This window comes from Lentzea kristufekii (genome assembly GCF_033949925.1).
Classification (GTDB): domain Bacteria; phylum Actinomycetota; class Actinomycetes; order Mycobacteriales; family Pseudonocardiaceae; genus Lentzea; species Lentzea kristufekii.
In genome coordinates this window covers 101,228-124,528 of record NZ_JAXAVV010000014.1, presented here as the reverse complement: position 1 = coordinate 124,528, position 23,301 = coordinate 101,228, and the positions used below count along the sequence as shown (strand labels likewise).

Below are 23,301 nucleotides of genomic sequence, written 5' to 3'. Positions count from 1 at the left end.
CTGGTTGGTATGACGACTGTGGCGAACTTCGGCGGCACCAGCCACCACGCCGACCTCGACGGGCCCGTGCACTGGGTCGACTTCGGCGGACCGGCGGACGGTCCGCGCATCGTGCTCGTGCACGGGCTCGGCGGCTCGCACCTCAACTGGGTGCTGCTGGCACCGTTGCTCGCGCAGAGGGCCCGCGTCACGGCCGTCGACCTCGCCGGGCACGGCCTGACCAACCCGGAGGGGCGGCAGACCACGGTCCAGGCCAACACGCGGCTCCTGGGCCGGTTCCTGCGCGAGGTCGTGGGGGAGCCGGCCATCCTGGTCGGCAACTCGATGGGCGGGCTGATCTCGCTCTTCCAGACCGCCTACGACCCCGAGCTGGTCCGGGGCCTGGTGCTGGTCGACCCGGCGCTGCCGATGGTGTTCGGGACCCGGCCGGACCCGACGATGCTCAGCACGTTCTTCCTGTACGCGGTGCCGGGCCTGGGCGAGCGGTACCTGGCCAGGTCGAGGGCGGTTCCCGCTCGCCGGCAGGTCGAACGCCTGCTGGAGCTGGTCTGCGTGGACCCGTCCGGCATCCCCGAGGAGCTCAAGCAGGCCAGCGTGCACCTGATCGGCGAACGCGCCAAGGTCGAGGGCCTGGACAAGGCGTTCCTCGCGGCCGCGCGCAGCGTCGTGTTCACGACGTCGAAGCGCGGCGCCTACTACGCGGCGATGGCCGAGGTCCGGGTGCCGGTGTTCCTGATGAGCGGCGACCGCGACAGGCTCGTCAACGTCGCCGCCGCCCGGTACGTCGCCCGCAAGTACCCGCATTGGCGCTACGACGAGTACGCGAACGTCGGTCACGTGCCCCAGATGGAGATCCCCGAGGTCGTGTCCGAGCGGGTCCTCGACTGGATGGACGCCAACCGCCTGAGCACGTCCGCGAGCTGACCCAGGGTGAGCCGCTCCCGCAGCACGGGGGCGGCTCCGGTCAGCACGAAGTGGTCGTCGCGCTGCTCGACGCCCGTCAGTTCGATGCCGCGCGGCAGTTCCGGCACCGCGAACACGCGTGCCGGTAGCCACTTGTGCAGCCGCACGTGCAGCTCCGAGCCGACCAACCGGACGGTCAGCGGCAACCAACTGACCGGTTGCAACTCCGGAATGTCCGCGAAGTCCACTTCGACGCGGAACTCGACGGGCGAGGCCACCAGGACCGCCGGTGGGTTCACGTGGACGTCCCGGCACACGACGGTCGCGCGGCGGGCCCGCCAGCGCGACCACCGCACGTTCTCCAGCTCGACGCGGACGTCGTCGACCTGGCCGAGAGCCAGCCCCAGGGCGCCCAGCCGCGCGTCGAGTCCCACCACGGTCAGGCGCAGCTCGTGCGCGCCCGCCTGAACCGTCAGATCGTGTCTCAGGCCGTCGTCTCCGGCTTCACGCCGTTCGTCGCGGCCTTGGAGGTCGCCCGGACGGCACGGGGCTTGGGAGCGGCCTTCCTGACCACCGGCTTGGCAGCGGGCTTCACAGCGGGCTTCGCGGCGGCCTTGGGAGCGGGCTTGGCGGCAGGCGCGGTGTCCACGACCTTCTGGGCCGCCTCGGTCCTCTCCGCCGCCTCGGCGGCCAGCGCCACCATCTCGTCGAAGCCCGCGCGGATGCCGTCCGCGAGCAGCTGGACGTCCGGCACACCGTCGAAGTCGGCGTTGATGCCGAAGGTGAACCTGTCGAGGTAGGAGAAGATGCCGACGGTGATCCGGATCGTCGAGGCGATCGGCACGTACGGGAACATCTCGACCAGCGGGCGGCCGAGCATGTAGAGCGGGATGCGCGGGCCGGGCACGTTGGTGGTGACGGTCTGCAGGATCTGCTGCGGGAACCGCATCGCGGTCCGCGAGCCCAGCGCCATCAGCGTCGGCGCGGCGAAGTTCGACAGGTTCGTGAGGACGTCGGCACCGGCGGCCTGGCGCGAGTTCTTCAGGTCGTCCATCTGCGCGCGGATCGACGCGAGGCGCTTCACCGGATCGGCCTCGCCCACGGGCAGGTTCACGAGCACGGCGCTGACGCGGTTGTTGAGCTCGTTGTGCTGATCGGCCTTGCGCATCGACACGGGAACCATGGTCCGCACGACCATGCCCTCGGTCAGTTCGCCGCGCTTCTCCAGCAGATCCCGGAAACCACGCGTGATCGCGGTCAGGATGACGTCGTTGACGGTGCCACCCGCCGCGGTGCGGATCTGCTTGATCTCAGCCAGGTTCGCGCGCGCCCACACCCAGCGGCGGTGTGGCCCGATAGGACCGTTCAGGGACGTCGCCGCACGCGTGACCAGACGTCGTGCGGTACCGGGAAGAGAACCGAGAACGGACTTGCCGAAGTCCATGATCTCGCTGAAGGAACGCACGTTCCGCGCGACGGCGGGCAACGCGGACAGGTGCTGCACCGGCGTCACGATGGCGTCACGCACGCCGTCGACCACCAGGTCGAGCGTGGAGGGCTGAGGCTGCGGCTGCCACTCCTTCGGCTCAGGCAGCACGGTCTCCTGCCTGAAGTCGAGGATGAGCTGGAGCATGTCCGAACCGGACACTCCGTCGATCATGCAGTGGTGGACCTTGGAGATGATCGCCCAGCGGCCGCCTTCGAGACCCTCGACCAGCCAGGCCTCCCACATCGGCTTGGAGTCGTCGAGCTTCTGCGCGAAGATCCGGCCCGCGAGGTTGCGCAGCTGGTCCTCCCCGCCCGGCGACGGCACCGCGGTGTGGCGCACGTGGTAGAGGATGTTGAAGTGGTCGTCGTCGACCCAGACCGGACGCCCGACGTGGAACGGCAGCGCCTTCACCTTCTGCCGGTAGCGCGGAACCTGGTCCATGCGCGCCAGGAAAAGGCGGATCACGTCTCCGTAGGACGGGGCCGGCCCGTCGAAAACCAGGACGGAACCCACGTGCATCGGCACGTTCTCGTCCTCGATGAAGTAGAAGCTGGCGTCCAAAGAGCTCATCCGATCCACTCGAAAAAGAGTAGAGGACCGGGGCGTCTCAATCGACGTCCATGCAGGTGAGAGGCACTGCACAGGTGTGAAGTTGCCAACGTGTTACCTGCGGTGGCGAATCGAGACTCGAAAGTACTGGCGAAAAGATCGTTCACGAAACATCATGGACTCACTGGGCAACGCTGCCCAGGGCGCCGGCTCGGGGTTGTCGACGTGTGGGGAGGCCGCTATGTCCGCCGTACCTTCGGACGAAGTCTTCGAAGTGCCTGCCGCTCCATCCCTCCGCCTCGTCAGAGGCTCCGCGCCCGGCCTGTTCTGGTACCTCACCGAGCCCACCCGTTGCGCGCTCGACGTCAGCGAGTTCGTGGCCACCCGGTCGATGTTGCGCGGTGCTCCGTCCGGTGACGGCCATCCGGTGCTCGTCTTTCCCGGCCTGGGAGCCGCCGACTCGTCCACGGTGATGCTGCGCCGTTTCCTGTCGGGCTTGGGCTACGAGGTGAACCCGTGGGGCCTGGGCCGCAACATCGGGCCCACGCGCAAGGCCGTGGACGGCATGCACGCCTTGGTGAAGAAGGTCTCCGACGCCTACGGCGGGCCGGTCTCCATCGTCGGCTGGTCGCTGGGCGGGATCTTCGCGCGCGAGATGGCACGCGACCACCCGCACCGCGTCCGCCAGGTGATCACCATGGGGTCGCCGTACAACATGAGCGATCCCGTGCAGTCACGGGCGATGCCCGCTTTCGCGTTGTTCTCCCGGCTGCACATCCCGAAGGACGAGTTCCCGCCGCTGGAGTCGTCGCGGCCGCCGATCCCGGTGCCCGCCACGTCGATCTACTCCAAGACGGACGGCATCGTCTCGTGGGAGTCGTGCGTCGAGGAACCGGGACCGCGCAGGGAGAACGTCCAGGTGTCGTCCTCACACCTGGGATATGGCTTCAACTCCAGCGTTCTGTGGGTCGTCGCGGACCGGCTGGCACAGGCGGAGGGCACGTGGGCGCCCTTCGCCGCGCCGCCCGGGATGGCCCGCCTCTACCCGCGCGCCGCCTAGGCCCTGTCCTGTACGTCTGTTCGATGAGAGTCACGGTCGAGTGACCCGGAGGCGGTGCCGCCGCAATGCCCTCATACCGGGTGTATTCGGGCTTTGCGGCGGTGCCGTCTCCGGGGCCCTCGGCCGCGACTATCGCGGACGAGACGTGCAGGACAGGGCCTAGCAGGGCCGTTCGTCCGAGTAGACGACCAAGGTCTGGTCGGGCTGCTCGGCGAGGTGGAACGCCGTGTACGCGTAGTCGAGCGGTCCGAACCTGGGGTGCCGCAAGCGTTTCCGGCCACCGTGCCGGGGTTGCACGTCGTAGTGGGGCCACCAGGAGCGCACCTCCTGGCTGGCCTCGTGCAGGTCGTCGATCAGCCGGGTGAACCGCTCGTCGGCGGGGTGCTGGCCGGCGAGCGCGCGCAGCCGGGCGAGCAGGCCGCGCGCCTCCGTCTCCCAGTCGATCAGGACGTGCCGCGACTCCGGGGCGGTGAACACCCAGCGCGCGAAGCTCGGGTTTTCCTTGCTCAGCCCCGGAAAGAGCTCAGCCGCCGCCTCGTTGTGGCTGAGCACGTCGTAGGTGGCACCGATGACGAACGCCGGATGCGGTTCCAGAAACCCTGGCACGGCGGCCACTTCCGCGGCGAGCGGCTCTGCTTCCAGGGTGTGCGGCCTGATGTGGCCCGCGAGCCGGAACAGATGGTCCTTTTCGGACGGACTGAGCGTGAGGGCGGCGGCGAGCGCACCGAGCACCTGATCGGATGCCCGCACGTCACGGCCCTGTTCCAGGTACGTGTACCAGGTGGCGCTGATACCCGCGAGCACCGCGAGTTCCTCCCGGCGCAGGCCGGGAGTCCGGCGCCGTCCTGTGCGCGGCAGGCCCGCCTCGGCCGGGGTGAGCCGCTCCCGCCGGCTGCGCAGGAACGCACCCAGTTCGCGCCGCTGATCGTCCGTTCTCCGCACGCTGGCACCTCCGGTACCAGAATAAAGGGGCTCTGGATACCAGGCTGAGGCTGCCGGACGCTGGGTTCATGGCAATTGCGGACAAGGTCGTGGCGATCACCGGCGCCAGCAGCGGGATCGGGGAGGCGACCGCTCTTCTGCTCGCGGAACGGGGCGCGCGCCTCGCGCTCAGGGCACGCCGGTCGGAGCGTCTCGCGGACCTGGTGGACAGGATCGAGAAGGCAGGCGGCACGGCCGTGCACACGCGCACCGACGTGACCCGCCGCGAGGACCTGCATTCGCTGGTTGCACTGGCCCGCGAACGGTTCGGCCGGCTCGACGTGCTGGTCGGCAACGCGGGCGCCGGCCCGATCTCACCACTGGACGACCTGCGCGTCGACGAGTGGGACGAGATGGTGGACGTCAACATCAAGGGCGTGCTGCACGGCATCGCGGCGGCACTGCCGGTGTTCCGCGAACAACGGTCCGGCCACTTCGTCACCACCTCCTCCACCGCGGCGTTCCGCGTCGTGCCGTCCATGGCCGTCTACGCGGGCACCAAGGTCGCGGTCCGGGCGATCTGCGAGGGCCTGCGCCAGGAGGCGGGTGCTTTTTTCCGCGTGACCACGGTGTTTCCCGGCTTCGTGCACACCGATTTCGCGGAGGCGTCCACCAACACCGCTGTGCGGGAACGGATCGCGGGCATGCGCGACGAGATCGCGATCCCGCCGGACGCGATCGCCCGTGCCATCGCGTTCGCGATCGAGCAGCCGGCCGAGGTCGACGTGAACGAGATCGCCGTTCGGCCGACTGCCCAGGATTAGCTACTTGGTCATCGGCTTGCCGTTGCCGGTGACGTTGGTGAACTTCAGGCCGTCGACGTTCTTGACGGTGTTGGTGGTGCTGTCCAGGCCGTTGAACTTCGAGTCGCGCAGTTCGAGGCCCTTGACGTGTTCCTGCGGGAGGCCGGACACGTCGAGGACCCTGGAGGCCTTGGTGCAGCTGGAGTTCGAGATCGAGAACGGGCCGAACTCCGGGACCTGGTCACCCGTCTGCGAGTTGTAGGTCGTGGTGACGTAGACGAAGGCGCGGGCGAACGTGCCGGACACGCTGTCGAGGTTGATGTTCTGCGAGAAGCCACCGCGTTTGGTGTTCGACTTGACGTACAGGGCGAACTTGGTGGCGTTGACGCAGCTCAGCTTGTAGCCGTAGACGTTGCGGATGCCGCCGGTCTGCTCGGACCCGCACGTGATGGCGCCCCAGTTGCCGTTCATGCGGCAGTTGACGACGACGATGTTCTGGCACGGCACGTTGATCCGGCGGCCGTCCTCGTCGCGGCCCGACTTGATCGCCACGTTGTCGTCGTGCGCGCCGAGGTCGCTGTTGGAGATCACGACGTGGTCGCACGACTCGGGGTCGCATGCGTCGGTGTTGTTGGCGGACGTGGTCGGGTCGGTGTGCACGTCGTCGACCGTGACGTTCTTGCAGAGCGTGGGGTGGATCTGCCAGAACTTCGGGTTCTTCAGGGTGACGCCCTGGATCAGCACGGTGTCGCAGTCGTAGGGCTCGATGAACGTCGAGCGCATGTTCTTGCCGGAGCCGGGAACCACGCGCTTCTCCGGCGGGGTTCCCTTCGCCACCAACGACTCCAGGTACGCGCGGTCGTTGCCCTTGTTCCAGCCTCCCGTCGCGCCGGCGTCGAGCGTGCCCTTGCCGGTCAGCGCGATGTTGGTCTGCTTGTGCGCGTAGATCATGGGTGAGCGGTTCATGCACTCGATGCCCTCGTAGCGCGTGAGCACGGTCGGGAACTTCGAGGCGTCGCCGGAGAACTTGAGCAGCACACCGTCCTCGAGGTGGAAGTCGACGTTGCTGCGCAGGTGGATCGCACCGGTGACGTAAGTGCCCTTCGGGACGATCACGTGGCCGCCACCCGCCGCGGCGCAGGCGGCGATGGCCTTCCTGAACGCCTCGGTGTTGTCGGTCTTGTTGTCGCCCTTGGCGCCGTAGGCGGTCGCGGCGAAATTCCGGTCGGGGAACGACGGGAGCCTCGTGTTCCGCACGATCGCCTCGGCGGCCGGCCACGGCAGTGCCGGGGCCGCGACCGCCAGGGCCGTCCGGGTCAGGGCGGGGGTGGCGATCGCGGCCGCGACGGTGGACTTCATCAGCAGCCTGCGGTTGATCCTGCCGTCCATGCTTCCTCTTTCGCTGGGAGGCGTGACGGCGGCGGAGTTACAGAAAGACTGTAAACGTTTCCGACGGGTCAGCGGAAGGCGTTGCGCGTGTAGGTCAGGCTGAAGCTGCCCTTGTTGGAGAAGTACCTGTCGATCACCAGGGCCGGGTCGGTGGCCAGGTAGCCGCGGTAGACGGCGCCGTCGTTCTGGTCGTCCCAGCCCCACGGCGCGTTGGCGGCGTTGTCCTTGCCGTTGTCACCGCGGAAGGTGCCGAACGACGAGTAGGTCTCCGCGTTGGCGCGGCGCGCCCACATCCCGCCGGCCTCCAGGGTGTTCACGAGCCGGTAGCCGACGCTGCGGTCGTTGCCGCCCGACGGCACCTCACCGGTGGCGGCGGGCTGGTAGACCACGCCGTCGCCGCCGGGGAAGTCGGTGCCGCTCCAGCGGTACAGGCCGTGGCCCTTGGCCTCCTGGAACGTGGCGGGGCGCCCGCCGACCAGCAGCAGCGTGCCGTCGATGGTCTCGGAACCGTTCTGGTAGGGCGACCCGGCGGGCACGTAGGAGTAGAAGTCGCTGTGCGCCACCGTGACGGCCGCTTCGAGCCTGCCGTACTGCGAGCCGTCCTTGCGGACCGCGAACAGCGCGCCCTCCAGGTCGTTCTCGTGGGTCCTGGTGCTGAACGGGTCGGGCTGGTCGTCCCAGTCGCGCGGGTGGAAGAAGCCGTAGACGACGAACCAGTGCGTGGACGTCTCGACCACGGAGTAGTAGGCGGCGCCGGTGAGTTTCGCGAGCTGGGGCTGGTTCTCCCAGTTGTTCAGCGTGTTCCAGTCGCCGTCGAAGTCCACTGTGGACAGATAGTCGGCGTCGTAGTCCGATGAGTCGGTGTCCTGGTGGTGGACCGGCGCCCAGTGGAACGCCAGGTCGTGGTCCGAGACGGCGGCGTTCGCCGGGGTGGTGAGGGCCGTGGTGAAGAGAGCGACGGCCAGCAGGGAGGCACGGATCGTTTTCACGACGCCGCAATCTAGCTGTAGATGGTGACCGTCAGGCGGGGGTTCGAGCGAAGATCTGTCGACTCGTAGGCAACGCGCGCGAGTGGCATCGAGCCGGCCGCCGCGGTCAGCGTCGTCTCGATCTCGTTGCGCTCGTCCTCGGTCAGGTACGCCCAGAACGAGCTGTGCCAGACCACCGTGTACGTGCCGCGGTCGTCGGGCGGCACGAGGTTCTCCCGCAACCACCGCCCGGCGGGGGAGCGCGCGACCTTCACGCCGACCTTGGCGGCGAGCTCGATGGCGTCGTCGAGGTCCCACCGCAGCGCGTCGTGCTCGGGCGGGATGAACGACTGCAGGATCATCGCGTGCTTGGGGTCGGCGGGGTCGCGCGGCTGCAGGTCGCAGCCGGCCCTGCCGACGATCTCGAGGTTCGGCGGCCGCGGCCCGGCGGCGGCCAGGCGCACCGGCGAGTCCTTGTCGCCCCACTCCCAGCCGAGGCCGAACCAGCGGTAGTGGTCGAGGATCAGGTTGAGTCCCGCGCAGGCGCCGAGTTCGAGCAGCCGGACCTTCGGCGCGCCGATCATGGTGAGGCCCCGCAGCAGGAACGCGGCCGTCTTCGGCTGGTGCTGCTGCACCGTCCGGTCGAGCGCCGCGAGGATCTCGCCCGCGTTCTCCACGATCGCGCTCCGTGCCGCCAGCCACGCCAGCAGCGCCGTCGAGTCGGACTCCCCGGCCATCGCGGCCGCGTGCGCGCTGGCGAACCGCTGGCTGAGCTCCGGGGCCTTGCCCGACAGCATCAGCAACCGCACGCCCGCGAGCGCCTGGATGCCGAACAACGGGCTGTGCACGGCGCTGTGCGAGCACAGCAGGTCCGCCACCGGCCCGCCGCGGTCGAGCTCGCTCGCGAGTTCGGAGAGGATGCGCGCGGACACCGGCGCACTGGTGCGCAACCGCACCGAGAGCGTGCGCAGCGTGGAAGCGCCGATGGCAGCCGCTGTCACGTTTCCTCCCCCTCTTCGGCACCGGACTTTACAAGGAGGTGAACGCATCGCTACCCATCCGAGTCCGCGCGTGCCGCCGGGGGCGGTGGGTATCGTGCGGCGGGTGAGCGAGTTCCTGGAGCTGTCCGCGGCCGGTCCGGTCGCCACGTTGACGATCAACCGCCCGGCCAAGCGCAACGCGATGTCGTACGACATGTGGTCGGCCATCCCGGAGCTCCTGGCTCAGGTTTCCGCAGATGAGGCCGTGCGGGTGCTCGTGATCCGGGGCGGTGAGCACTTCTCGGCCGGTGCCGACATCGCCGAGTTCTCGACGCTGCGGCGGGGTGCCGAGGGCGCCGCTCACTACGGCGAGGCCGTCCACAACGGCGAACGGGCCATCGCGCAACTGGACAAACCGACGATCGCCGCGATCTCCGGGTTCTGCGTCGGCGGCGGCTGTGAGATCGCCCTCGCCTGCGACATCCGGGTGGCGGCCGCGGACGCCCGCTTCGGCATCACGCCGGCGAAGCTCGGCATCGTCTACAACTTCACCTCCACCAAGGCACTGGTGGACGTGGTCGGCCCGGCCTGGGCGAAGCAGATCCTGTTCTCGGCCGATCTGCTCGATGCCGCGACGGCCCTGCGGATCGGCCTTGTGAACGAGGTCGTCGAGTCCCTCGACGCCCGCGTGAAGGAACTCTCCGAACAGATCGCGGGCCGCGCGCAGGTCTCCGTCCGGGGCGCCAAGAAGATCATCAACTCGATCACGGACGGCGGCCACGAGGACGACTTCGTGCGCGCGCTGTACGCGGAGGCCGCCTCCAGCGCCGACTACGCCGAGGGCGTGACGGCGTTCCTGGAGAAGCGGCCTCCGCGGTTCTAGCTGCCCGCTTCGGCGGTGAAAGCGTCTGCAAGTACTACCAACTCAAGATCAAATCGCCGCTACCTGCTACCAACTGAACCGGCCGCGTCCTCGGCCTGTCGCCGTGGTCGGCAGTAGGGCCAGACCAACCCGCCACCACATCATCTCTGTTGGTAGTAGAAAGACGCTGTGTGATCTTGAGTTGGGGGTACTTGCAGACGCCAGAGGCTGACCGCGAATTGGCGGCTCGCGGCGTTGGCTAGAACACCTCGGCGGCGATCGTGGTGTCCGGGCCGTGGCCCGTGTGCACCACGGTGTCGCCGGGCAGCGTCAGCAGCTTCTCCCGGATCGACGCCTCGATCGTCGGCCGGTCCGAGAACGACCGCCCGGTCGCCCCGGGCCCGCCCTGGAACAGCGTGTCGCCGGTGAACACCGCGCCCAGTGACGGCACGTAGAAGCACACGGCACCAGGCGAATGCCCCGGCGTGTGCAGCACGTGGATCTCCTCGCCCGCCACCGTGAGCACCTGGCCGTCCTCCAGCGCCAGGTGCGGGAGCACGCCGGTGTGCGTCAGGTTCCACACCACGTGGTCGGCCTGGTGCAACGCCAGCGGCGCCCCGGTCGCATGTGCCAGATCCGGCGCGACGCGAACGTGGTCGTCGTGTGCGTGCGTCAGCAGGATTGCCACGACCCGACGCCCGTCCACGGCCTTGAGGATCGCGTCCACGTCGTGCGGTGCGTCGATGACGACGCACTCCGACGAGTCGCCGACGACCCAGACGTTGTTGTCGACGTCGAAGGTCTCGCCGTCCAGCGAGAAGGTGCCGGAGGTGACGGTGTGGTCCACGCGCAACGGCATCAGAACACCACGACCGATCGCAGGACCTCGCCGTGGTGCATCTTCTCGAACGCGCCCTCGACGCCGTCCAGCGGGATCTCCTCGGTGACGAACGCGTCCAGGTCGAAACGGCCCTGCTGGTACAGGTCCACGAGCATCGGGAAGTCGCGCGTCGGCAGGCAGTCGCCGTACCACGACGACTTGAGCGAGCCACCGCGCGAGAAGAAGTCGATCAGCGGCATCTCGAGCTTCATGTCCGGCGTCGGAACACCCACCAGGACAACGGTTCCGGCGAGGTCGCGGGCGTAGAACGCCTGCTTCCACGTCTCCGGGCGGCCGACCGCGTCGATCACGACGTCCGCGCCGAACGAGTCCGTCAGGTCCTGGATCGCCGTGACGACGTCGTCGACCTCGCGGGCGTTGACGGTGTGCGTGGCGCCGAACCCCTTGGCCCACTCCAGCTTCCGCGGGTCGGTGTCGACGGCGATGATCTTCGCGGCACCGGCGATGCGGGCGCCCGCGATGGCGCCGTCGCCGACACCGCCGCAGCCGATCACGGCCACCGAGTCGCCGCGCGTGACGCCACCGGTGTTGATGGCGGCGCCCACGCCCGCCATCACGCCGCAGCCCAGCAGACCCACTGCCGCGGCACGGGCCGACGGGTCGACCTTCGTGCACTGTCCGGAGTGGACGAGCGTCTTCTCCACGAACGCGCCGATGCCCAGCGCGGGCGAGAGCTTCGTGCCGTCGGTCAGCGTCATCGGCTGCGAGGCGTTGAACGTCGAGAAGCAGTACCAGGGCTTTCCTCGGCGGCAAGCGCGGCACGTGCCGCAGACCGCGCGCCAGTTCAGCACGACGAAGTCGCCGGGCTCCAGGTCCACGACACCCTCACCGACCGACTCCACGACGCCCGCGGCCTCGTGGCCCAGCAGGAACGGGAACTCGTCGTTGATGCCGCCCTCGCGGTAGTGCAGGTCGGTGTGGCAGACGCCGCACGCCTGGACCGTCACCACTGCCTCGCCAGGACCGGGGTCGGGCACCAGCACCGAGGTCAGCTCGACCGGTTGTCCCTTGCCCCGGGCGACGATGCCCTTGACCTCTTGCGCCACTGCGACTCCGTCCTAGTTGATCAGTGTCGTGCCTTCGAACTCGCCGAGTTCTTCCCGGTAGAACTCAATCCCTACACCGTTGGGGTCGCGGATGTACAGGCTGTCCTCGACGCCGCGGTCGGGGCCCAGGTACTCGATCCCCGCCTCGTCCAGCTTGGACTTGATCTCGTCGAACCGCTCGGGGGAGGTCGAGAGGGCCAGGTGCTGAACGGCGCCGATCGTCTCGGAGAACGCCGGGTGGTCGTGACCCGGGAAGTCGAAGAACCCCAGCAGGTTCTTGGAGCCGAGGTCGAAGAAGAAGTGGCTGGAGCCGTTGTAGTCGCGGTTCTCCACGAGCTCGACCAGGGGGAAGCCCAGGAACTCCTGGTAGAACCGGATGGTCTCCTCGACGTCCTTGCAGATCAACGCGATGTGGTGAACTCCGCGCGTCGGCGACCCGCCCCGCTCGGCGAGCGGCTTCACGTACCGCTCGCGCAGCTCGTCGCGCTTGGCGCGGATGGTGTCGAGCTCTGCACCCTCTGGCTGTGGCATGAGGGCAAGAGTAGTTGAGGGTTCAAAGATTTGCAGGCCTAGCCCGCGACGCCCTCGAACTCCGCCGCGTGGTCCCCGGAAAGCAGCGTGGCCTGCAGATGCGCCACGCTGGTCTGAGGCGTCAGACGGGCTGCCGCCCCGGAAAGATCACCCGGTTGTCGGGAGAAGATCTTCAACGACGAGATGTCGTGCAGCCCGAAACCGTCGTCGACACCCCACTGGGCCAGGTGCCCGGCACTCATGAGCTCCGCAGCGTCGTCCAGCGACGGGGCGGAGAAGTAGAGCCGGCCGTCCAGGTACACGCCGCGGGCGCCCGTGCCGGAGATGATCGTGACCGGCCGGCCCGTGCGGCAGGCGAGGAAGTGGAACGCGATGCCGCCGCCGAGCGAGCCGACCGCGGTGGCCGCGGTCAGGCCGCTCCACGTCACCGGCCGCCGGGCGAACGCCTCCGCCTGCCCCAGCAGGAACTCGCGATAGGTGCGCGGACTGAGGTCCTGCAGGTAGTTCCACATCCGGAAGACGTGGTGGTAGCCGAGTCCGCCGGCCAGTTCGAGCGCCGCGCGGAACGCCAGCCGCCCGGCGTAGGTGTGCTCGTCGCACGGCGGGATCCGCCCGGCGCAGAACAGATGCTCGCCGTCGTGTGCGTAGGCGATCGCCTTGTGCTCACCGGACTCCACGCCGTGCGCGCTCGTCCAGACCTCGGCGAACCCGAGGCCTTCCTCGGCCAGATGAACCGTCAGTTCCGGATACCCGGCCCTCACCACGGGGTTGAAGGACGTGCCGGCGAAGCGCACGATGCCCAGCCGGGTGCGGGCCGGGTCGTCCGGAACGGCGGTGAGCGGTTCGAACGTCGAAGACAGCGCACGGGCCCGCAACCGACGAGTCATGACGGCCCTTTCTCAGAAGACCGGGCCAGATTAGGTCGGAAAGCGATCTGTGTGCATCCAGCCGTCTCGATTGGGCCGGTCAGGGCTCAATCTTCTTCGTCGCCGGGCCATTCTCCGGTCAGCTTCTGGAAACCCTTGGCGCCGCCGCGGTCGATGGCGGCCTTGACCAGGCCGAAGATCGCGCCCTGGATGGCCGCGGCCATCAGCACCTCGGTCCAGGCGCGATTGCGCATCGTGGCGCTGGGCGCTTCTTTGTCGCCCGCGACGAGTTTCCACACCTGTCCGAAGATCGCGGTGGCGAGGAAACCGCCGAGCGCGCCGAACAGCATTCCGAGCGGGCGGTACAGGAGTTTCATCGGTTCCTCCGGGAAATCGCCCAGATCGCGACGATGAGCGCGATCAGCGCCGCCGCGATGGCTCCTGGGTGGCGGCGAGCCTTCTCGACCTGCTCGGCCACGGGCTCGGGCAGCGAGCCGATCGCCTCGTCGGTCGCGGCGGTCAGTCGCTGGCGCGTCTCCTGCGCCTGCTCCTTGACCCGCTCGGCCGTTTCCTGGGCCTGCTCCTTCACCCGCACGGCCGTCTCCTGTGCCTGCTCCTTGACCCGGCCGGCCGTCTCCTGCGCCTGCTCCTTCACGCGGCCGGGCACGTCGACCTTGTGCGCCAACGCTTCCACCGTCTCGCCCACCTCACGCCGGGTGCGTTCGACGTCGCGCTGGAGCTGGTCCTTGGGTTCGGTCATCGGTGCGCACTCTCCTTGATCGTCGCGATGTCCTGCTGGACGTTGTCCATCGCCTGCCTGGGTACGGGCGGAGCGGCCTGCTTGACCTGGCCCTTGCCCACGAGCGCGAAGATGCCCGCGAACAACAGAAGGGCGGCCGCGACGATCAGAGCGGCCGCCCACGGCGGTACTACGAGAGCCAGCAGGAGGATCAGGCCCGCGACGACGCTGAGCCCGCCCCACCACGCGAACACGCCGGCCGCGCCGAACATCCCGGCGCCGACACCGGCGTGCTTGCCTTTGTCCTTCAGCTCCGCGACGGCGAGACGGATCTCATCGCGCGCGAGCCTGCTCACCTGCTCGGACAGCTGATGCACCAGCTGTGCGGTCGACGTGTCGGTGTTCATGCACGCCAGGTACCCACAGGTGAGGTGTACCAATCAGCCCTGCTGGGCCTGGGCTTCCGCCACCTTCGCGTGGACCTCTTCCATGTCCACTTCGCGGGCCTGCTGGATCAGGCCGTCCAGGGCGGGACCGGGCAGCGCGCCCGGCTGCGAGAACAGCACGACGCCGTCGCGCACGATCATCAGCGTCGGGATCGACCGGATGCCGAACGTGGCCGCGAGCTCCTGCTGCGCCTCGGTGTCGACCTTGCCGAACACGATGTCCTCGTTCTTGTCCGACGCGGCCTCGTAAGTGGGCCCGAACGCGCGGCACGGGCCGCACCACTCGGCCCAGAAGTCGACCAGGACGATGCCGGAGCCGTCGGAGCCGCCGACCACCTCGTCGAAGTTCTCCTTGGTCAGCTCGACCGTCGCCATGTTGGTCCTCCTCGTTCGCTGGGGGCACCCCGTCCAACGGAGCTGGGCCTCACGGAATTCCCCGCGTGCGCCCGGTCACGCCTGGCTTCAACTTTTTGTGGACGTCTTCAACTGGACGTTGTACGGTCCCCGCCATGAAGCCGCGCCTGCTCGTGACCTCGCTGCTCGTACTGGGGCTCGCTGCCTGCGGGTCCACGCCTGAGTCCACTCAGACGTCCACTCCGCCGTCGTCCGACCTGTCCTCGGTCAAGAAGGACGACGCGCTCGCCGCGCTGCTGCCGCCCGAGATCGCCTCGGCCGGCACGTTGAAGGTCGGGTCGAACATCCAGAACCCGCCGAACAACTTCTACGACCAGGACGGCAAGACCCCGATGGGGTCCGAGGTCGACCTGATCAAGGCGATCGCCGCCAAGCTCGGGCTCAAGGCCGAGCACAGCGACATGGCGTTCAGCTCGCTGATCACGAGCCTCGAGACCGGGCGCGTCGACGTGACGATGGCCGCGATGAACGACACCGCCGAGCGCCAGCAGAAGATCGACTTCGTCGACTACTTCACCTCCGGCATCACGATCATGGTGCAGAAGGGCAACCCGCAGGGCGTCAAGACGGTCGACGACCTGTGCGGCAAGGGCATCGCGGTGAACCTGGGCAGCTCACAGGAGCAGTTCGGCAAGGAGCAGAGCCAGAAGTGCGTGGCCGCGGGCAAGCCGGAGGTGACGCTCAGCGTCACCGACAGCGACACCGGCAACCAGAACCAGCTGCGCACCGGCCGTGTCGCCGCGATCCTCAACGACCTGCCGACCGCCGTGTACGTCGCGAAGACCGCGGGTGACGGCCAGTACTTCGAGGTCGTGCCGCTCGCACCGATCAACGGTGGCCCGTACGGCATCGGCGTCGCGAAGAAGAACGCCAAGCTGTCCGAGGCGATCAAGGGCGCGCTGCAGTCCCTGATCGACGACGGCACCTACGACAAGATCGTCACCGCCTGGGACATCAAGCAGGGCGCGATCACGAAGGCCACCATCAATGGCAAGTGACACCCGCTTGAACGACGTCCGCGAGGAACTGGTCGTCGTGCCGCTGCGCCACCCCTGGCGGTGGTTCAGCGGCGCGGTGATCGTGCTGGTCATCGCCGGTCTGGGCTGGGCGATGTCCGAGGCCCAGATCCAGTGGGAGGACGTGCCGGGGTTCTTCACGCATCCCGTGATGCTCGAAGGCCTGCTCAACACCATCGTGCTCGCCCTCGCCGCGCAGGGCGGCGCGATCGTCCTCGGCGTGGTCGTCGCGCTGATGCGGCTGTCGGCCAACCCCGTCGCGCGGTGGTTCGCGGTCGGCTACATCTGGCTGTTCCGCGGCCTGCCGGTGCTGCTGCAGATCCTGATCTGGTTCAACCTCGCGCTGGTGTTCCAGAACATCAGCATCCCCGGCGTGTTCTCCCTGCCCACCAACGTGGTCATGACCGCGTTCGTCGCGGCGCTGCTGGGACTGGGCCTGAACGAGAGCGCCTACATGGCCGAGATCGTCCGCGCCGGCCTGAGCAGCGTCGACGAGGGGCAGACCGAGGCGGCCAAGTCGATCGGCATGACGCCGATGACGACCCTGCGCCGGGTCGTGCTGCCCCAGGCGATGCGCGTGATCATCCCGCCGACCGGCAACAACTTCATCAACATGATCAAGGGCACCTCGATGGCGTCGGTGATCGCCTTCCTGGAGCTCATCCACGCCGCGAACAACATCTCGTCGCGCAACCTGGAGATCATGGAAACCCTGTTCGCCGCCGCGGCCTGGTACCTCGTGATGGTGTCCCTCGCGTCGATCGGGCAGCACTACCTGGAGCGTGCTTATGGCCCTCGTTGAGGCGATTGGGGTCCGCAAGTCGTTCGGCCACACCGAGGTGTTGAAGGGCATCGACCTGGAGGTCGAGCGCGGTGAGGTCGTCTGCCTGCTCGGTCCCTCGGGCGCCGGCAAGTCGACGTTCCTGCGCTGCGTGAACCACCTGGAGACCATCGACGCCGGCCGCATCTGGGTCGACGGCGTGCCCGTCGGGTTCCGCGCCGCGGGCGGGAAGCTCTACGAGCTGCGCGAACGCGACGCGGCCCACCAGCGGCGCGACGTCGGCATGGTGTTCCAGCGGTTCAACCTCTTCCCGCACCGCACGGCGCTGGAGAACATCATGGAGGGCCCGGTCCAGGTCCTCGGGCGCGGCCGCGCGGAGGTGCGCGCGGAGGCGCTGGCGCTGCTGGAAAGGGTGGGACTGGCCGAGAAGGCCGGTGCCTACCCGGCCCAGCTGTCGGGTGGTCAGCAGCAACGTGTTGCGATCGCGCGCGCTCTGGCGATGAAGCCCAAGCTGATGCTGTTCGACGAGCCCACGTCCGCGTTGGACCCGGAGCTGGTCGGCGAGGTGCTCGACGTCATGACCTCGCTGGCCCGCGACGGCATGACGATGATCGTGGTCACCCACGAGATCGGCTTCGCCCGCTCGGTCGCCGACCGCGTGGTGTTCCTCGTCGACGGAGCGGTGGTGGAGGCCGGCACACCGTCGGACGTGCTGGACAATCCGCAGCAGCCGCGCACGCAACAGTTCCTCGCAAAGGTGCTCTGACTTGATCGACGCCTCGTACCTCGCCCAGTTCCGCGAACCGGAGGGGTATCTCGACTTCGCCCGCTTCGGCCCACCGTCCCTGCCGGTGGTCACGGCCACCGCACGGTTGATGGAACAGGCATCCCTGGCCGGTCCATCCACAGTGGACACCCTGATGCGCGAGGAACAGCGGGTGAAGGCCGCCGTCGCGCGGCTCTGCCGCTCGGACACCGACCACGTGGCGTTGGTGCCGAACACGTCGATCGGCCTGTTCCAGGCGGCCTTCGGGCTGTCAGGAACGGTCATGTACTCGGCGGCGGAGTTCCCGTCCAACACCTACCCGTGGGTGCGGGCGGGCCTCCCGTCGGTCGTTCTCGACGGCCCGGTGCACCCCGCCGCCGTCGCAACCCACCTCACGCCCGAGGTCTCCGCCCTGTCGGTGTCCGCTGTGGACTTCCGCACCGGCTACCGAGCGGACCTGGCGGCGTTGCGCGAGGCCGTCGGCGACCGCCTGCTGATCGTGGACGGCATCCAGGGCTTCGGCGTGGTCGACGAACCCTGGGAAGTCGCCGACGTGCTGGTGGTCGGCGGCCAGAAGTGGTTGCGGGCGGGGTGGAGCACCGGTTTCGTCGTGCTGTCGGACCGCGCCCTGGAACGCCTGTCGCCGGTCCTGTCCGGCTGGACCGGCGCCGTGGACGCCGGCCTGTTCGACGACTCGGTCCACGACGCCGCCCCGGACGCCGCCTCCTGGAACATCACCAACCTCTCACCGGTCGTGTCCGGCGCCTTCGCGGAAGCGCTGGAACTGGTGGAGTCGGCGGGGGTCTCCTCGCTGGACTCGGCGGTGGGCGAGATCGTCGCCGAGGTCGAGGAGATCGTGCTGGCGAGCGGCGGCAAGATCGTCTCCGCCCGCGAACGCCGTGCCGGAATCCTGGCATTCACCATGCCCGAGGCCGCCTCGGTGGTGGGGGAGGCGTTGAACGCCTTCGGGATCACCGCCACGGTCCGCCCGGAACACGTCCGCCTGTCCCCGCACGCCACCACGTCGCGGGGAACGTTGGAGCGGCTGCGCGCCGCCCTGAAGTCGTTGTCCGGCACGGCGTCCTCCCCGATCCCGGCCGCGCTGTCGGCGCTGGTGCCGACCATCGACAGCCTCGCCTCAGCCCTGGGCCCGGACACCGAGGTCGTCGTGCACGACCTGACCCGGCTGCCGAACTCGATCATCGCGATCGCCGGTTCGCTGACCGGACGCAAGGTGGGCGGCCCGATGACCGACCTGTTGCTGGGCCTGGTCCGGCGCGGCACGACCACCGACATGCCCGGCTACGAGACCTACGCACCGGACGGGCGCGCGATCTGGTCGTCGACGACCTTCGTGCGCGACGCGGCGGGCGTCGCCGTGGGGTGCTTGTGCGTCAACAAACTCGCCGCCCACGAGGCCTCCGGGCCCGTGGAGTCGTTTCCGCAGGACGTGGACACGCTTCAGCGGGTGTTGGTGGAGAAGGCCATCGCCGATGTGGGCGTGCCGGTCGAGCTGATGAAGAAGGTGCACAAGTCGCAGGTCGTCCGGGTGCTGGACGAGGCCGGGTTCTTCCTCATCCGCGACTCGGTCGACCACCTGGCCGGGGTCCTGGAGGTCACCCGGTACACGATCTACAACTACCTCAACGAGAACCGAGGGACCTGAGCAGGTCCTGCCAGGCCGGGGACGAGAACGCGAGCACGGGACCGCTCGCGTTCTTCGAGTCCCTGACCAGTGCGTTGTGGGACAGCGACACCTCGACGCAGTTGCTGTCCTCCGCGCCGCCGCTGTAGCTGCTAGTACGCCAAGTGCGGTCCTGAGTCATCGGAGTCCTCTCGCGGTGGGCTGACGTACTCCGCCAGTCTGCTCCGCGATTGTTCCGCACTCAAGGCGAGTTGATCCAGGCGGTCGAAGATGAGCCGTGTGCGGGCTATGGCGCCGGGATCTTCCACGAAGACGTTCGCGTGGATCGTCTCGCTGAAGACGAGCGATCGCGCCTTCTCGAACTCCCAGAGCACGAAACTGGAGGCGACGATCGGTGCGTCCTTGGGCACGATCCGGATGATGTGCGTGTTGAACAGCAACCGGGCGTACTGGTCCTCCATGACCTCGGCGTTGCCGACCTGCAACTCCAGCGCATGCTCATGGATGAAAAACACGCAAGTCGGCCGATCGTGTCGGCGCAGGATCGCCTGCCGCTCGATCCGGTACTGGACGAGGTTCGGGATCCGCTCCTCGGTGACCAAGCCCGTCATCCGGTAGATGGCGTCGGCGTATTCGGGTGACTGAGTGAGGCCCGGCATCGTCAACGCGTCGTAGCTCATGACCGTGATGGCGGTCGACTCCGCCAGAACCATCGTCCGGAGGTTGTCGGACACCTGCACCCGGTACTCGTCGAAGGCGTACTGGTACCGGCGCCTGAAGTCGTTGATGTAGTCGATGTCCTTGCCGCACATGGACAAGTACTGGATGAGGTCGACCTCGCTGGCGCGTGCCCTGCCGTTCTCGACAGTGGAGACCTTGCTCGGATCCCAGCCCAGCTTCTCCGCCAGCTTGTTGCCACCAAGACCTGTACACGTCTCGCGAAGGCGCCGGAGCTCGTCACCGAGGTCCCTGCTGTACGCGGTGGATGGAGTCATAGGCCGACGCTATGGCTTGTATTCGATCCAAGCATCTGCTCGTTCGGGTGAAAACAATCGCGATGCTCCGTTCGTGTTCCGCTGGAGCCGCTCACCTTTCTTGAAACTTTCCCCTTCCCTCCTCGTCACATCGGCTTTACCGTTCCAGGTGTGAGAGCGCTCTCAAAGGTGAGATGGCGGCGCGGACTGGCCGCCGTAGCGATTGCCCTGTCGTCATTGGCGACGGTCGAGGCCGCGTATGCGGCCGACGACTACACGCAGAACGTGACCGCGATCGACGCGACTCAAGCCCGGATCAACTTCACGCCGACGACCCCTGCCCTCTACGTCGACGTGCACTACCTGATCTCCGGCCAATCGCAGCAGAACTTCCGGATGACCAACAACGCCGGGACCTGGCAGAAGACCGTCGGGTCGCTGTCGGCCGGCACGGTGATCGACTACTGGTTCACCTACGAGAAGTCCGGGCCGCAGTACGACACCCCGCACTTCAGCTACACGCACAACAGCGCGCCGCAACCGGTCGCGACGCCGACGTTCAGCCCGCCTGGCGGCACGTACGCGACGGCCCAGACGGTGACGATCTCCACCGCCACCTCGGGTGCGACGATCCGCTACACGGTCGACGGCTCGACGCCTACCAGCAGTTCGCCGGTCTACAGCGGGCCCATCTCGGTGCCCGGCAACAGGACCATCAACGCGATTGGTATCAAGTCGGGTCAGCCGAACTCGTCGGTGGGCTCCGCGTCGTACGTGATCGGTACGCCGGTCGCGACGCCGACGTTCAGTCCGCCGGGTGGCGCCTACGCGTCCGCGCAGACCGTGGCGATCTCGACGGCGACCTCCGGCGCGACGATCCGGTACACAGTGGACGGGTCGACGCCCACCGCGTCGTCGCCGGTCTACAGCGGGCCGATCTCCGTGTCCAGCAACAGGACCGTCAGCGCGATCGGGATCAAGTCCGGCCTCGCCAACTCGGCTGTGGCCAGCGCGACCTACACGATCGGCACGCAGCAGGGTTGTACGCAGTCCGACAACCCGAACTTCGGGCCGAACACGCGCATCTTCGACCCGAGCATGTCCGCCACGAGCATCCAGGCGCAGCTCGACATCGACTTCAACAACCAGAAGGACACGATCACCGCGCAGATGGCGCCGCGGCGGGTCGCGCATCTGTTCAAGCCCGGTACCTACAACGGTATCCACGACGACGTGGGCTACTACACGTCCGTCTCGGGCCTCGGCCGCAACCCCGGTGACGTGCTGATCAACGGCGACATCACCGTGGACGCGTTCAACGAGTCCGACAAGGGCGTGGCGCTGCAGAACTTCTGGCGCTCCGCCGAGAACATGGCCGTCAACCCGGCCAGCGGCACGAACCGCTGGGCCGTCGCGCAGGCCGCGCCGTTCCGCCGCATGGACGTCCGCGGTAACCTGGCGCTCTACCCGGCCAGCTACGGGTTCGCGTCCGGTGGCTACACGGCCGACACCCGTGTGTCCGGCCAGACGGCATCGGTCTCGCAGCAGCAGTGGTACACGCGTGATTCCAACTACGGCAGCTGGAACGGCGGCGTGTGGAACATGGTGTTCTCCGGAACGCCGGGCGCACCCGCGACCACGTTCCCGAACCCGCCGTCGACGAACCTCGCGACGACGCCGATCTCGCGCGACGTGCCGTACCTCTACCTCGACGGCAACCAGTACAGGGTGTTCCTGCCTTCCCTGCGCACCAACGCTTCCGGTGCGTCGTGGATCAACGGCGGCACGCCCGGCACCTCGTTGCCGATGAGCCAGTTCTACGTGGTGAAGTCCGGCGACACCGCCGCGACCATCAACGCGGCGCTGGGTCAGGGCTGCAACCTGTTCTTCACGCCCGGCATCTACAACGTCAACCAGACGATCAACATCACGCGGCCCAACACCGTCGTGCTGGGCATCGGCTACGCGACGATCGTGCCGCAGAACGGTGTCACCGCGATGCAGGTCGCGGACGTCGACGGCGTGCGGATCAAGGGCATCCTGTTCGACGCGGGCACGACCCTGTCGAACTCGCTGCTGACCGTCGGCCCGGCGGGTTCGTCGGCGTCGCACGCGTCCAACCCGACGACGCTGCAGGACGTGTTCTTCCGCGTCGGCGGCGCGGTCGCGGGCAAGGCGACCAACAGCCTCGTGGTCAACAGCCACAACACGATCATCGACCACAGCTGGATCTGGCGGGCCGACCACGGCAACGCCGGCACCTGGGGCTGGGACGAGGCGATCGGAGACACCGGTCTGGTCGTGAACGGCAACGACGTGCTGGCCACCGGCCTGTTCGTCGAGCACTACCAGAAGTACCAGACCATCTGGAACGGCGAGCGCGGGCGGACCATCTTCTACCAGAACGAGATGCCGTACGACGTGCCGAACCAGGCGATCTGGAACAGGCCGAACGGGCAGGCCGGATACGCGGCCTACAAGGTCGGCGACAACGTCACCACGCACGAGGCGTGGGGGCTCGGCAGCTACTGCTTCTTCAACGTCAACCCGTCCGTGCGGGCCGAGAACGCGTTCGAGGTGCCCAACCGGCCCGGCGTGAGGATGCACAACCTGCTGACCGTGTCGCTCAACTACCAGGGCACGATCACCCACGTGATCAACAACGTGGGCGGGGTGACACCGCCGGGCACCGTGCCGGTGAACGTCGTCAACTACCCGTAGTCGCGCAGTGAGAACAGGGCCCGTCACCTCGGTGGCGGGCCCTATTCTCGTCCGGTGAGCAAGACGACGACGTTCTCGGTGGACGACCAGGGGTTTTGGATGCTCGACGACGCCTTCGAGGTCTGGCTCTGCTATCTGATCGACGCCGCCGAGCGGGTCGCGCCGGTCTCCTGGGCCGCGGAACTCGCCGAGGACTGGAAGAGTCTCCGGCACTGCCCGGACATGGGGGATTTCTACCGTGATCTGACCGGTGAGCAGAGGCGTCTGCTGCTGGAGATCTGCACCGATGCCCGGCAGCACGCCCTCGAGGGCGGCGACGTGCCGCGTGATTTCACGCGAACTGGAAAAGATCACGTGGAAGCCGTTCGGGTGCTGGAGGTGGCTGATGGCTGCCTGGAACTGCTGAACGGCACGTTCCCCGCCGATCCGCCAGGCGGTGCCTGGTTCCTGGGCTACGGCGAGGGCTGGGCCGTGATGCCGGTCAGCGCGGGTGCGCTGAACAAGCCGCGGTTCGCCCTGTGAGCTGGCCGA

Annotated in this window: 26 protein-coding genes; 10 read left to right on the top strand and 16 right to left on the bottom strand. The window is 68.1% G+C overall.

The annotated features are described in order from the left end of the window. Positions 1–9 precede the first annotated feature (9 nt). Positions 10–924 (top strand): alpha/beta fold hydrolase, encoded by a 915-nt coding sequence (locus SK571_RS27415; RefSeq protein ID WP_319986967.1) that lies wholly within the window; start codon positions 10–12, stop codon positions 922–924. Here SK571_RS27415 and SK571_RS27410 read toward each other — a convergent pair. Together SK571_RS27410 and SK571_RS27405 are read right to left on the bottom strand one after the other, a co-directional pair. Next, positions 834–1,340, bottom strand: a complete 507-nt coding sequence (locus SK571_RS27410) for a hypothetical protein (protein WP_319986966.1) — start codon at positions 1,338–1,340, stop codon at positions 834–836. The two genes, SK571_RS27415 and SK571_RS27410, sit on opposite strands and share 91 nt — an antisense overlap. A 47-nt stretch (positions 1,341–1,387) precedes the next feature. Continuing rightward, positions 1,388–2,962, bottom strand: a complete 1,575-nt coding sequence (locus SK571_RS27405; protein ID WP_319986965.1) for a WS/DGAT/MGAT family O-acyltransferase — start codon at positions 2,960–2,962, stop codon at positions 1,388–1,390. A gap of 220 nt (positions 2,963–3,182) precedes the next feature. Here SK571_RS27405 and SK571_RS27400 point away from each other — a divergent pair, with 220 nt between their 5' ends. After that, on the top strand, positions 3,183–4,001 hold the full coding sequence (locus SK571_RS27400; protein ID WP_319986964.1) for an esterase/lipase family protein: 819 nt from the start codon (positions 3,183–3,185) through the stop codon (positions 3,999–4,001). A gap of 159 nt (positions 4,002–4,160) precedes the next feature. Here SK571_RS27400 and SK571_RS27395 read toward each other — a convergent pair whose 3' ends face one another. Next, positions 4,161–4,943, bottom strand: a complete 783-nt coding sequence (locus tag SK571_RS27395; protein ID WP_319986963.1) for a helix-turn-helix transcriptional regulator — start codon at positions 4,941–4,943, stop codon at positions 4,161–4,163. 68 nt (positions 4,944–5,011) lie between these two features. On the opposite strand from SK571_RS27395, the gene SK571_RS27390 reads away from it, so the two are divergent. Continuing rightward, complete coding sequence (locus SK571_RS27390) at positions 5,012–5,746, top strand: SDR family oxidoreductase (protein WP_319986962.1); 735 nt, start codon at positions 5,012–5,014, stop codon at positions 5,744–5,746. Here SK571_RS27390 and SK571_RS27385 read toward each other — a convergent pair whose 3' ends face one another. The 3 genes from SK571_RS27385 to SK571_RS27375 all read right to left on the bottom strand — a co-directional run bounded on the left by SK571_RS27385 (position 5,747) and on the right by SK571_RS27375 (position 9,083). Next, a complete protein-coding gene (locus SK571_RS27385) occupies positions 5,747–7,114 on the bottom strand; it encodes a glycoside hydrolase family 28 protein (protein WP_319986961.1) in 1,368 nt (455 codons plus the stop codon). 68 nt (positions 7,115–7,182) lie between these two features. Further along, positions 7,183–8,103 (bottom strand): hypothetical protein, encoded by a 921-nt coding sequence (locus SK571_RS27380; RefSeq protein WP_319986960.1) that lies wholly within the window; start codon positions 8,101–8,103, stop codon positions 7,183–7,185. 11 nt (positions 8,104–8,114) lie between these two features. Continuing rightward, a complete protein-coding gene (locus SK571_RS27375) occupies positions 8,115–9,083 on the bottom strand; it encodes a DUF2332 family protein (RefSeq protein ID WP_319986959.1) in 969 nt (322 codons plus the stop codon). 103 nt (positions 9,084–9,186) lie between these two features. Between SK571_RS27375 and SK571_RS27370 the strand changes: the two genes are divergently transcribed. Further along, complete coding sequence (locus tag SK571_RS27370; RefSeq protein WP_319986958.1) at positions 9,187–9,945, top strand: enoyl-CoA hydratase/isomerase family protein; 759 nt, start codon at positions 9,187–9,189, stop codon at positions 9,943–9,945. Positions 9,946–10,183: 238 nt separating this feature from the next. Here the strand turns inward: SK571_RS27370 and SK571_RS27365 are convergent, their stop codons facing one another. From SK571_RS27365 to SK571_RS27330, 8 genes are all read right to left on the bottom strand, one after another. Further along, the gene (locus SK571_RS27365; RefSeq protein WP_319986957.1) at positions 10,184–10,783 is read right to left on the bottom strand and encodes an MBL fold metallo-hydrolase; all 600 of its coding nucleotides are present in this window, start codon (positions 10,781–10,783) and stop codon (positions 10,184–10,186) included. Continuing rightward, on the bottom strand, positions 10,783–11,871 hold the full coding sequence (locus SK571_RS27360; protein WP_319986956.1) for an S-(hydroxymethyl)mycothiol dehydrogenase: 1,089 nt from the start codon (positions 11,869–11,871) through the stop codon (positions 10,783–10,785). Before SK571_RS27360 ends, SK571_RS27365 begins: the two co-directional genes overlap by 1 nt. Before the next feature lie 12 nt (positions 11,872–11,883). Next, on the bottom strand, positions 11,884–12,402 hold the full coding sequence (locus SK571_RS27355) for a VOC family protein (RefSeq protein ID WP_319986955.1): 519 nt from the start codon (positions 12,400–12,402) through the stop codon (positions 11,884–11,886). Between the two features lie 38 nt (positions 12,403–12,440). Further along, on the bottom strand, positions 12,441–13,289 hold the full coding sequence (locus tag SK571_RS27350) for a chorismate transformation enzyme, FkbO/Hyg5 family (RefSeq protein ID WP_319986954.1): 849 nt from the start codon (positions 13,287–13,289) through the stop codon (positions 12,441–12,443). A gap of 86 nt (positions 13,290–13,375) precedes the next feature. Next, entirely contained in the window at positions 13,376–13,645 is a 270-nt protein-coding gene (locus tag SK571_RS27345) for a DUF4235 domain-containing protein (protein ID WP_266042589.1), read from the bottom strand. Then, positions 13,642–14,028, bottom strand: a complete 387-nt coding sequence (locus SK571_RS27340) for a DUF3618 domain-containing protein (RefSeq protein WP_319986953.1) — start codon at positions 14,026–14,028, stop codon at positions 13,642–13,644. Before SK571_RS27340 ends, SK571_RS27345 begins: the two co-directional genes overlap by 4 nt. Beyond that, the gene (locus SK571_RS27335) at positions 14,025–14,414 is read right to left on the bottom strand and encodes a phage holin family protein (RefSeq protein WP_086665100.1); all 390 of its coding nucleotides are present in this window, start codon (positions 14,412–14,414) and stop codon (positions 14,025–14,027) included. Before SK571_RS27335 ends, SK571_RS27340 begins: the two co-directional genes overlap by 4 nt. A gap of 33 nt (positions 14,415–14,447) precedes the next feature. Further along, positions 14,448–14,828: a thioredoxin family protein gene (locus SK571_RS27330; RefSeq protein WP_319986952.1), complete on the bottom strand. Its 381-nt coding sequence runs from the start codon at positions 14,826–14,828 to the stop codon at positions 14,448–14,450. A gap of 134 nt (positions 14,829–14,962) precedes the next feature. On the opposite strand from SK571_RS27330, the gene SK571_RS27325 reads away from it, so the two are divergent. The 4 genes from SK571_RS27325 to SK571_RS27310 are packed head-to-tail and all read left to right on the top strand — an operon-like array spanning position 14,963 to position 19,096. Next, a complete protein-coding gene (locus SK571_RS27325) occupies positions 14,963–15,865 on the top strand; it encodes an ABC transporter substrate-binding protein (protein ID WP_319986951.1) in 903 nt (300 codons plus the stop codon). After that, positions 15,855–16,685, top strand: coding sequence for an amino acid ABC transporter permease (locus SK571_RS27320; protein ID WP_319986950.1), 831 nt, complete (start codon positions 15,855–15,857; stop codon positions 16,683–16,685). Before SK571_RS27325 ends, SK571_RS27320 begins: the two co-directional genes overlap by 11 nt. After that, on the top strand, positions 16,672–17,430 hold the full coding sequence (locus SK571_RS27315) for an amino acid ABC transporter ATP-binding protein (protein ID WP_406602036.1): 759 nt from the start codon (positions 16,672–16,674) through the stop codon (positions 17,428–17,430). Before SK571_RS27320 ends, SK571_RS27315 begins: the two co-directional genes overlap by 14 nt. A 1-nt stretch (position 17,431) precedes the next feature. Continuing rightward, complete coding sequence (locus tag SK571_RS27310; protein WP_319986948.1) at positions 17,432–19,096, top strand: aminotransferase class V-fold PLP-dependent enzyme; 1,665 nt, start codon at positions 17,432–17,434, stop codon at positions 19,094–19,096. Here SK571_RS27310 and SK571_RS27305 read toward each other — a convergent pair. Next, positions 19,074–19,256, bottom strand: coding sequence for a DUF397 domain-containing protein (locus SK571_RS27305; RefSeq protein ID WP_319986947.1), 183 nt, complete (start codon positions 19,254–19,256; stop codon positions 19,074–19,076). The genes SK571_RS27310 and SK571_RS27305 overlap by 23 nt on opposite strands. Then, entirely contained in the window at positions 19,228–20,070 is an 843-nt protein-coding gene (locus tag SK571_RS27300; protein ID WP_319986946.1) for a helix-turn-helix domain-containing protein, read from the bottom strand. Before SK571_RS27300 ends, SK571_RS27305 begins: the two co-directional genes overlap by 29 nt. 150 nt (positions 20,071–20,220) lie before the next feature. Between SK571_RS27300 and SK571_RS27295 the strand changes: the two genes are divergently transcribed. Together SK571_RS27295 and SK571_RS27290 are read left to right on the top strand one after the other, a co-directional pair. Further along, complete coding sequence (locus tag SK571_RS27295) at positions 20,221–22,770, top strand: chitobiase/beta-hexosaminidase C-terminal domain-containing protein (protein WP_319986945.1); 2,550 nt, start codon at positions 20,221–20,223, stop codon at positions 22,768–22,770. Between the two features lie 54 nt (positions 22,771–22,824). Next, positions 22,825–23,292: a hypothetical protein gene (locus tag SK571_RS27290; protein WP_319986944.1), complete on the top strand. Its 468-nt coding sequence runs from the start codon at positions 22,825–22,827 to the stop codon at positions 23,290–23,292. Positions 23,293–23,301: the final 9 nt, after the last annotated feature.

What these genes read in the sequence shown, in the direction of transcription:
- SK571_RS27385 (WP_319986961.1), bottom strand. Translation starts at nt 7,114, where the DNA reads ATGGACGGCAGGATCAACCGCAGGCTGCTGATGAAGTCCACCGTCGCG.
- SK571_RS27340 (WP_319986953.1), bottom strand. Translation starts at nt 14,028, where the DNA reads ATGACCGAACCCAAGGACCAGCTCCAGCGCGACGTCGAACGCACCCGG.
- SK571_RS27345 (WP_266042589.1), bottom strand. Translation starts at nt 13,645, where the DNA reads ATGAAACTCCTGTACCGCCCGCTCGGAATGCTGTTCGGCGCGCTCGGC.
- SK571_RS27335 (WP_086665100.1), bottom strand. Translation starts at nt 14,414, where the DNA reads ATGAACACCGACACGTCGACCGCACAGCTGGTGCATCAGCTGTCCGAG.
- SK571_RS27325 (WP_319986951.1), top strand. Translation starts at nt 14,963, where the DNA reads ATGAAGCCGCGCCTGCTCGTGACCTCGCTGCTCGTACTGGGGCTCGCT.
- SK571_RS27315 (WP_406602036.1), top strand. Translation starts at nt 16,672, where the DNA reads ATGGCCCTCGTTGAGGCGATTGGGGTCCGCAAGTCGTTCGGCCACACC.
- SK571_RS27405 (WP_319986965.1), bottom strand. Translation starts at nt 2,962, where the DNA reads ATGAGCTCTTTGGACGCCAGCTTCTACTTCATCGAGGACGAGAACGTG.
- SK571_RS27400 (WP_319986964.1), top strand. Translation starts at nt 3,183, where the DNA reads ATGTCCGCCGTACCTTCGGACGAAGTCTTCGAAGTGCCTGCCGCTCCA.
- SK571_RS27390 (WP_319986962.1), top strand. Translation starts at nt 5,012, where the DNA reads ATGGCAATTGCGGACAAGGTCGTGGCGATCACCGGCGCCAGCAGCGGG.
- SK571_RS27355 (WP_319986955.1), bottom strand. Translation starts at nt 12,402, where the DNA reads ATGCCACAGCCAGAGGGTGCAGAGCTCGACACCATCCGCGCCAAGCGC.
- SK571_RS27320 (WP_319986950.1), top strand. Translation starts at nt 15,855, where the DNA reads ATGGCAAGTGACACCCGCTTGAACGACGTCCGCGAGGAACTGGTCGTC.
- SK571_RS27305 (WP_319986947.1), bottom strand. Translation starts at nt 19,256, where the DNA reads ATGACTCAGGACCGCACTTGGCGTACTAGCAGCTACAGCGGCGGCGCG.
- SK571_RS27330 (WP_319986952.1), bottom strand. Translation starts at nt 14,828, where the DNA reads ATGGCGACGGTCGAGCTGACCAAGGAGAACTTCGACGAGGTGGTCGGC.
- SK571_RS27350 (WP_319986954.1), bottom strand. Translation starts at nt 13,289, where the DNA reads ATGACTCGTCGGTTGCGGGCCCGTGCGCTGTCTTCGACGTTCGAACCG.
- SK571_RS27300 (WP_319986946.1), bottom strand. Translation starts at nt 20,070, where the DNA reads ATGACTCCATCCACCGCGTACAGCAGGGACCTCGGTGACGAGCTCCGG.
- SK571_RS27415 (WP_319986967.1), top strand. Translation starts at nt 10, where the DNA reads ATGACGACTGTGGCGAACTTCGGCGGCACCAGCCACCACGCCGACCTC.
- SK571_RS27365 (WP_319986957.1), bottom strand. Translation starts at nt 10,783, where the DNA reads ATGCCGTTGCGCGTGGACCACACCGTCACCTCCGGCACCTTCTCGCTG.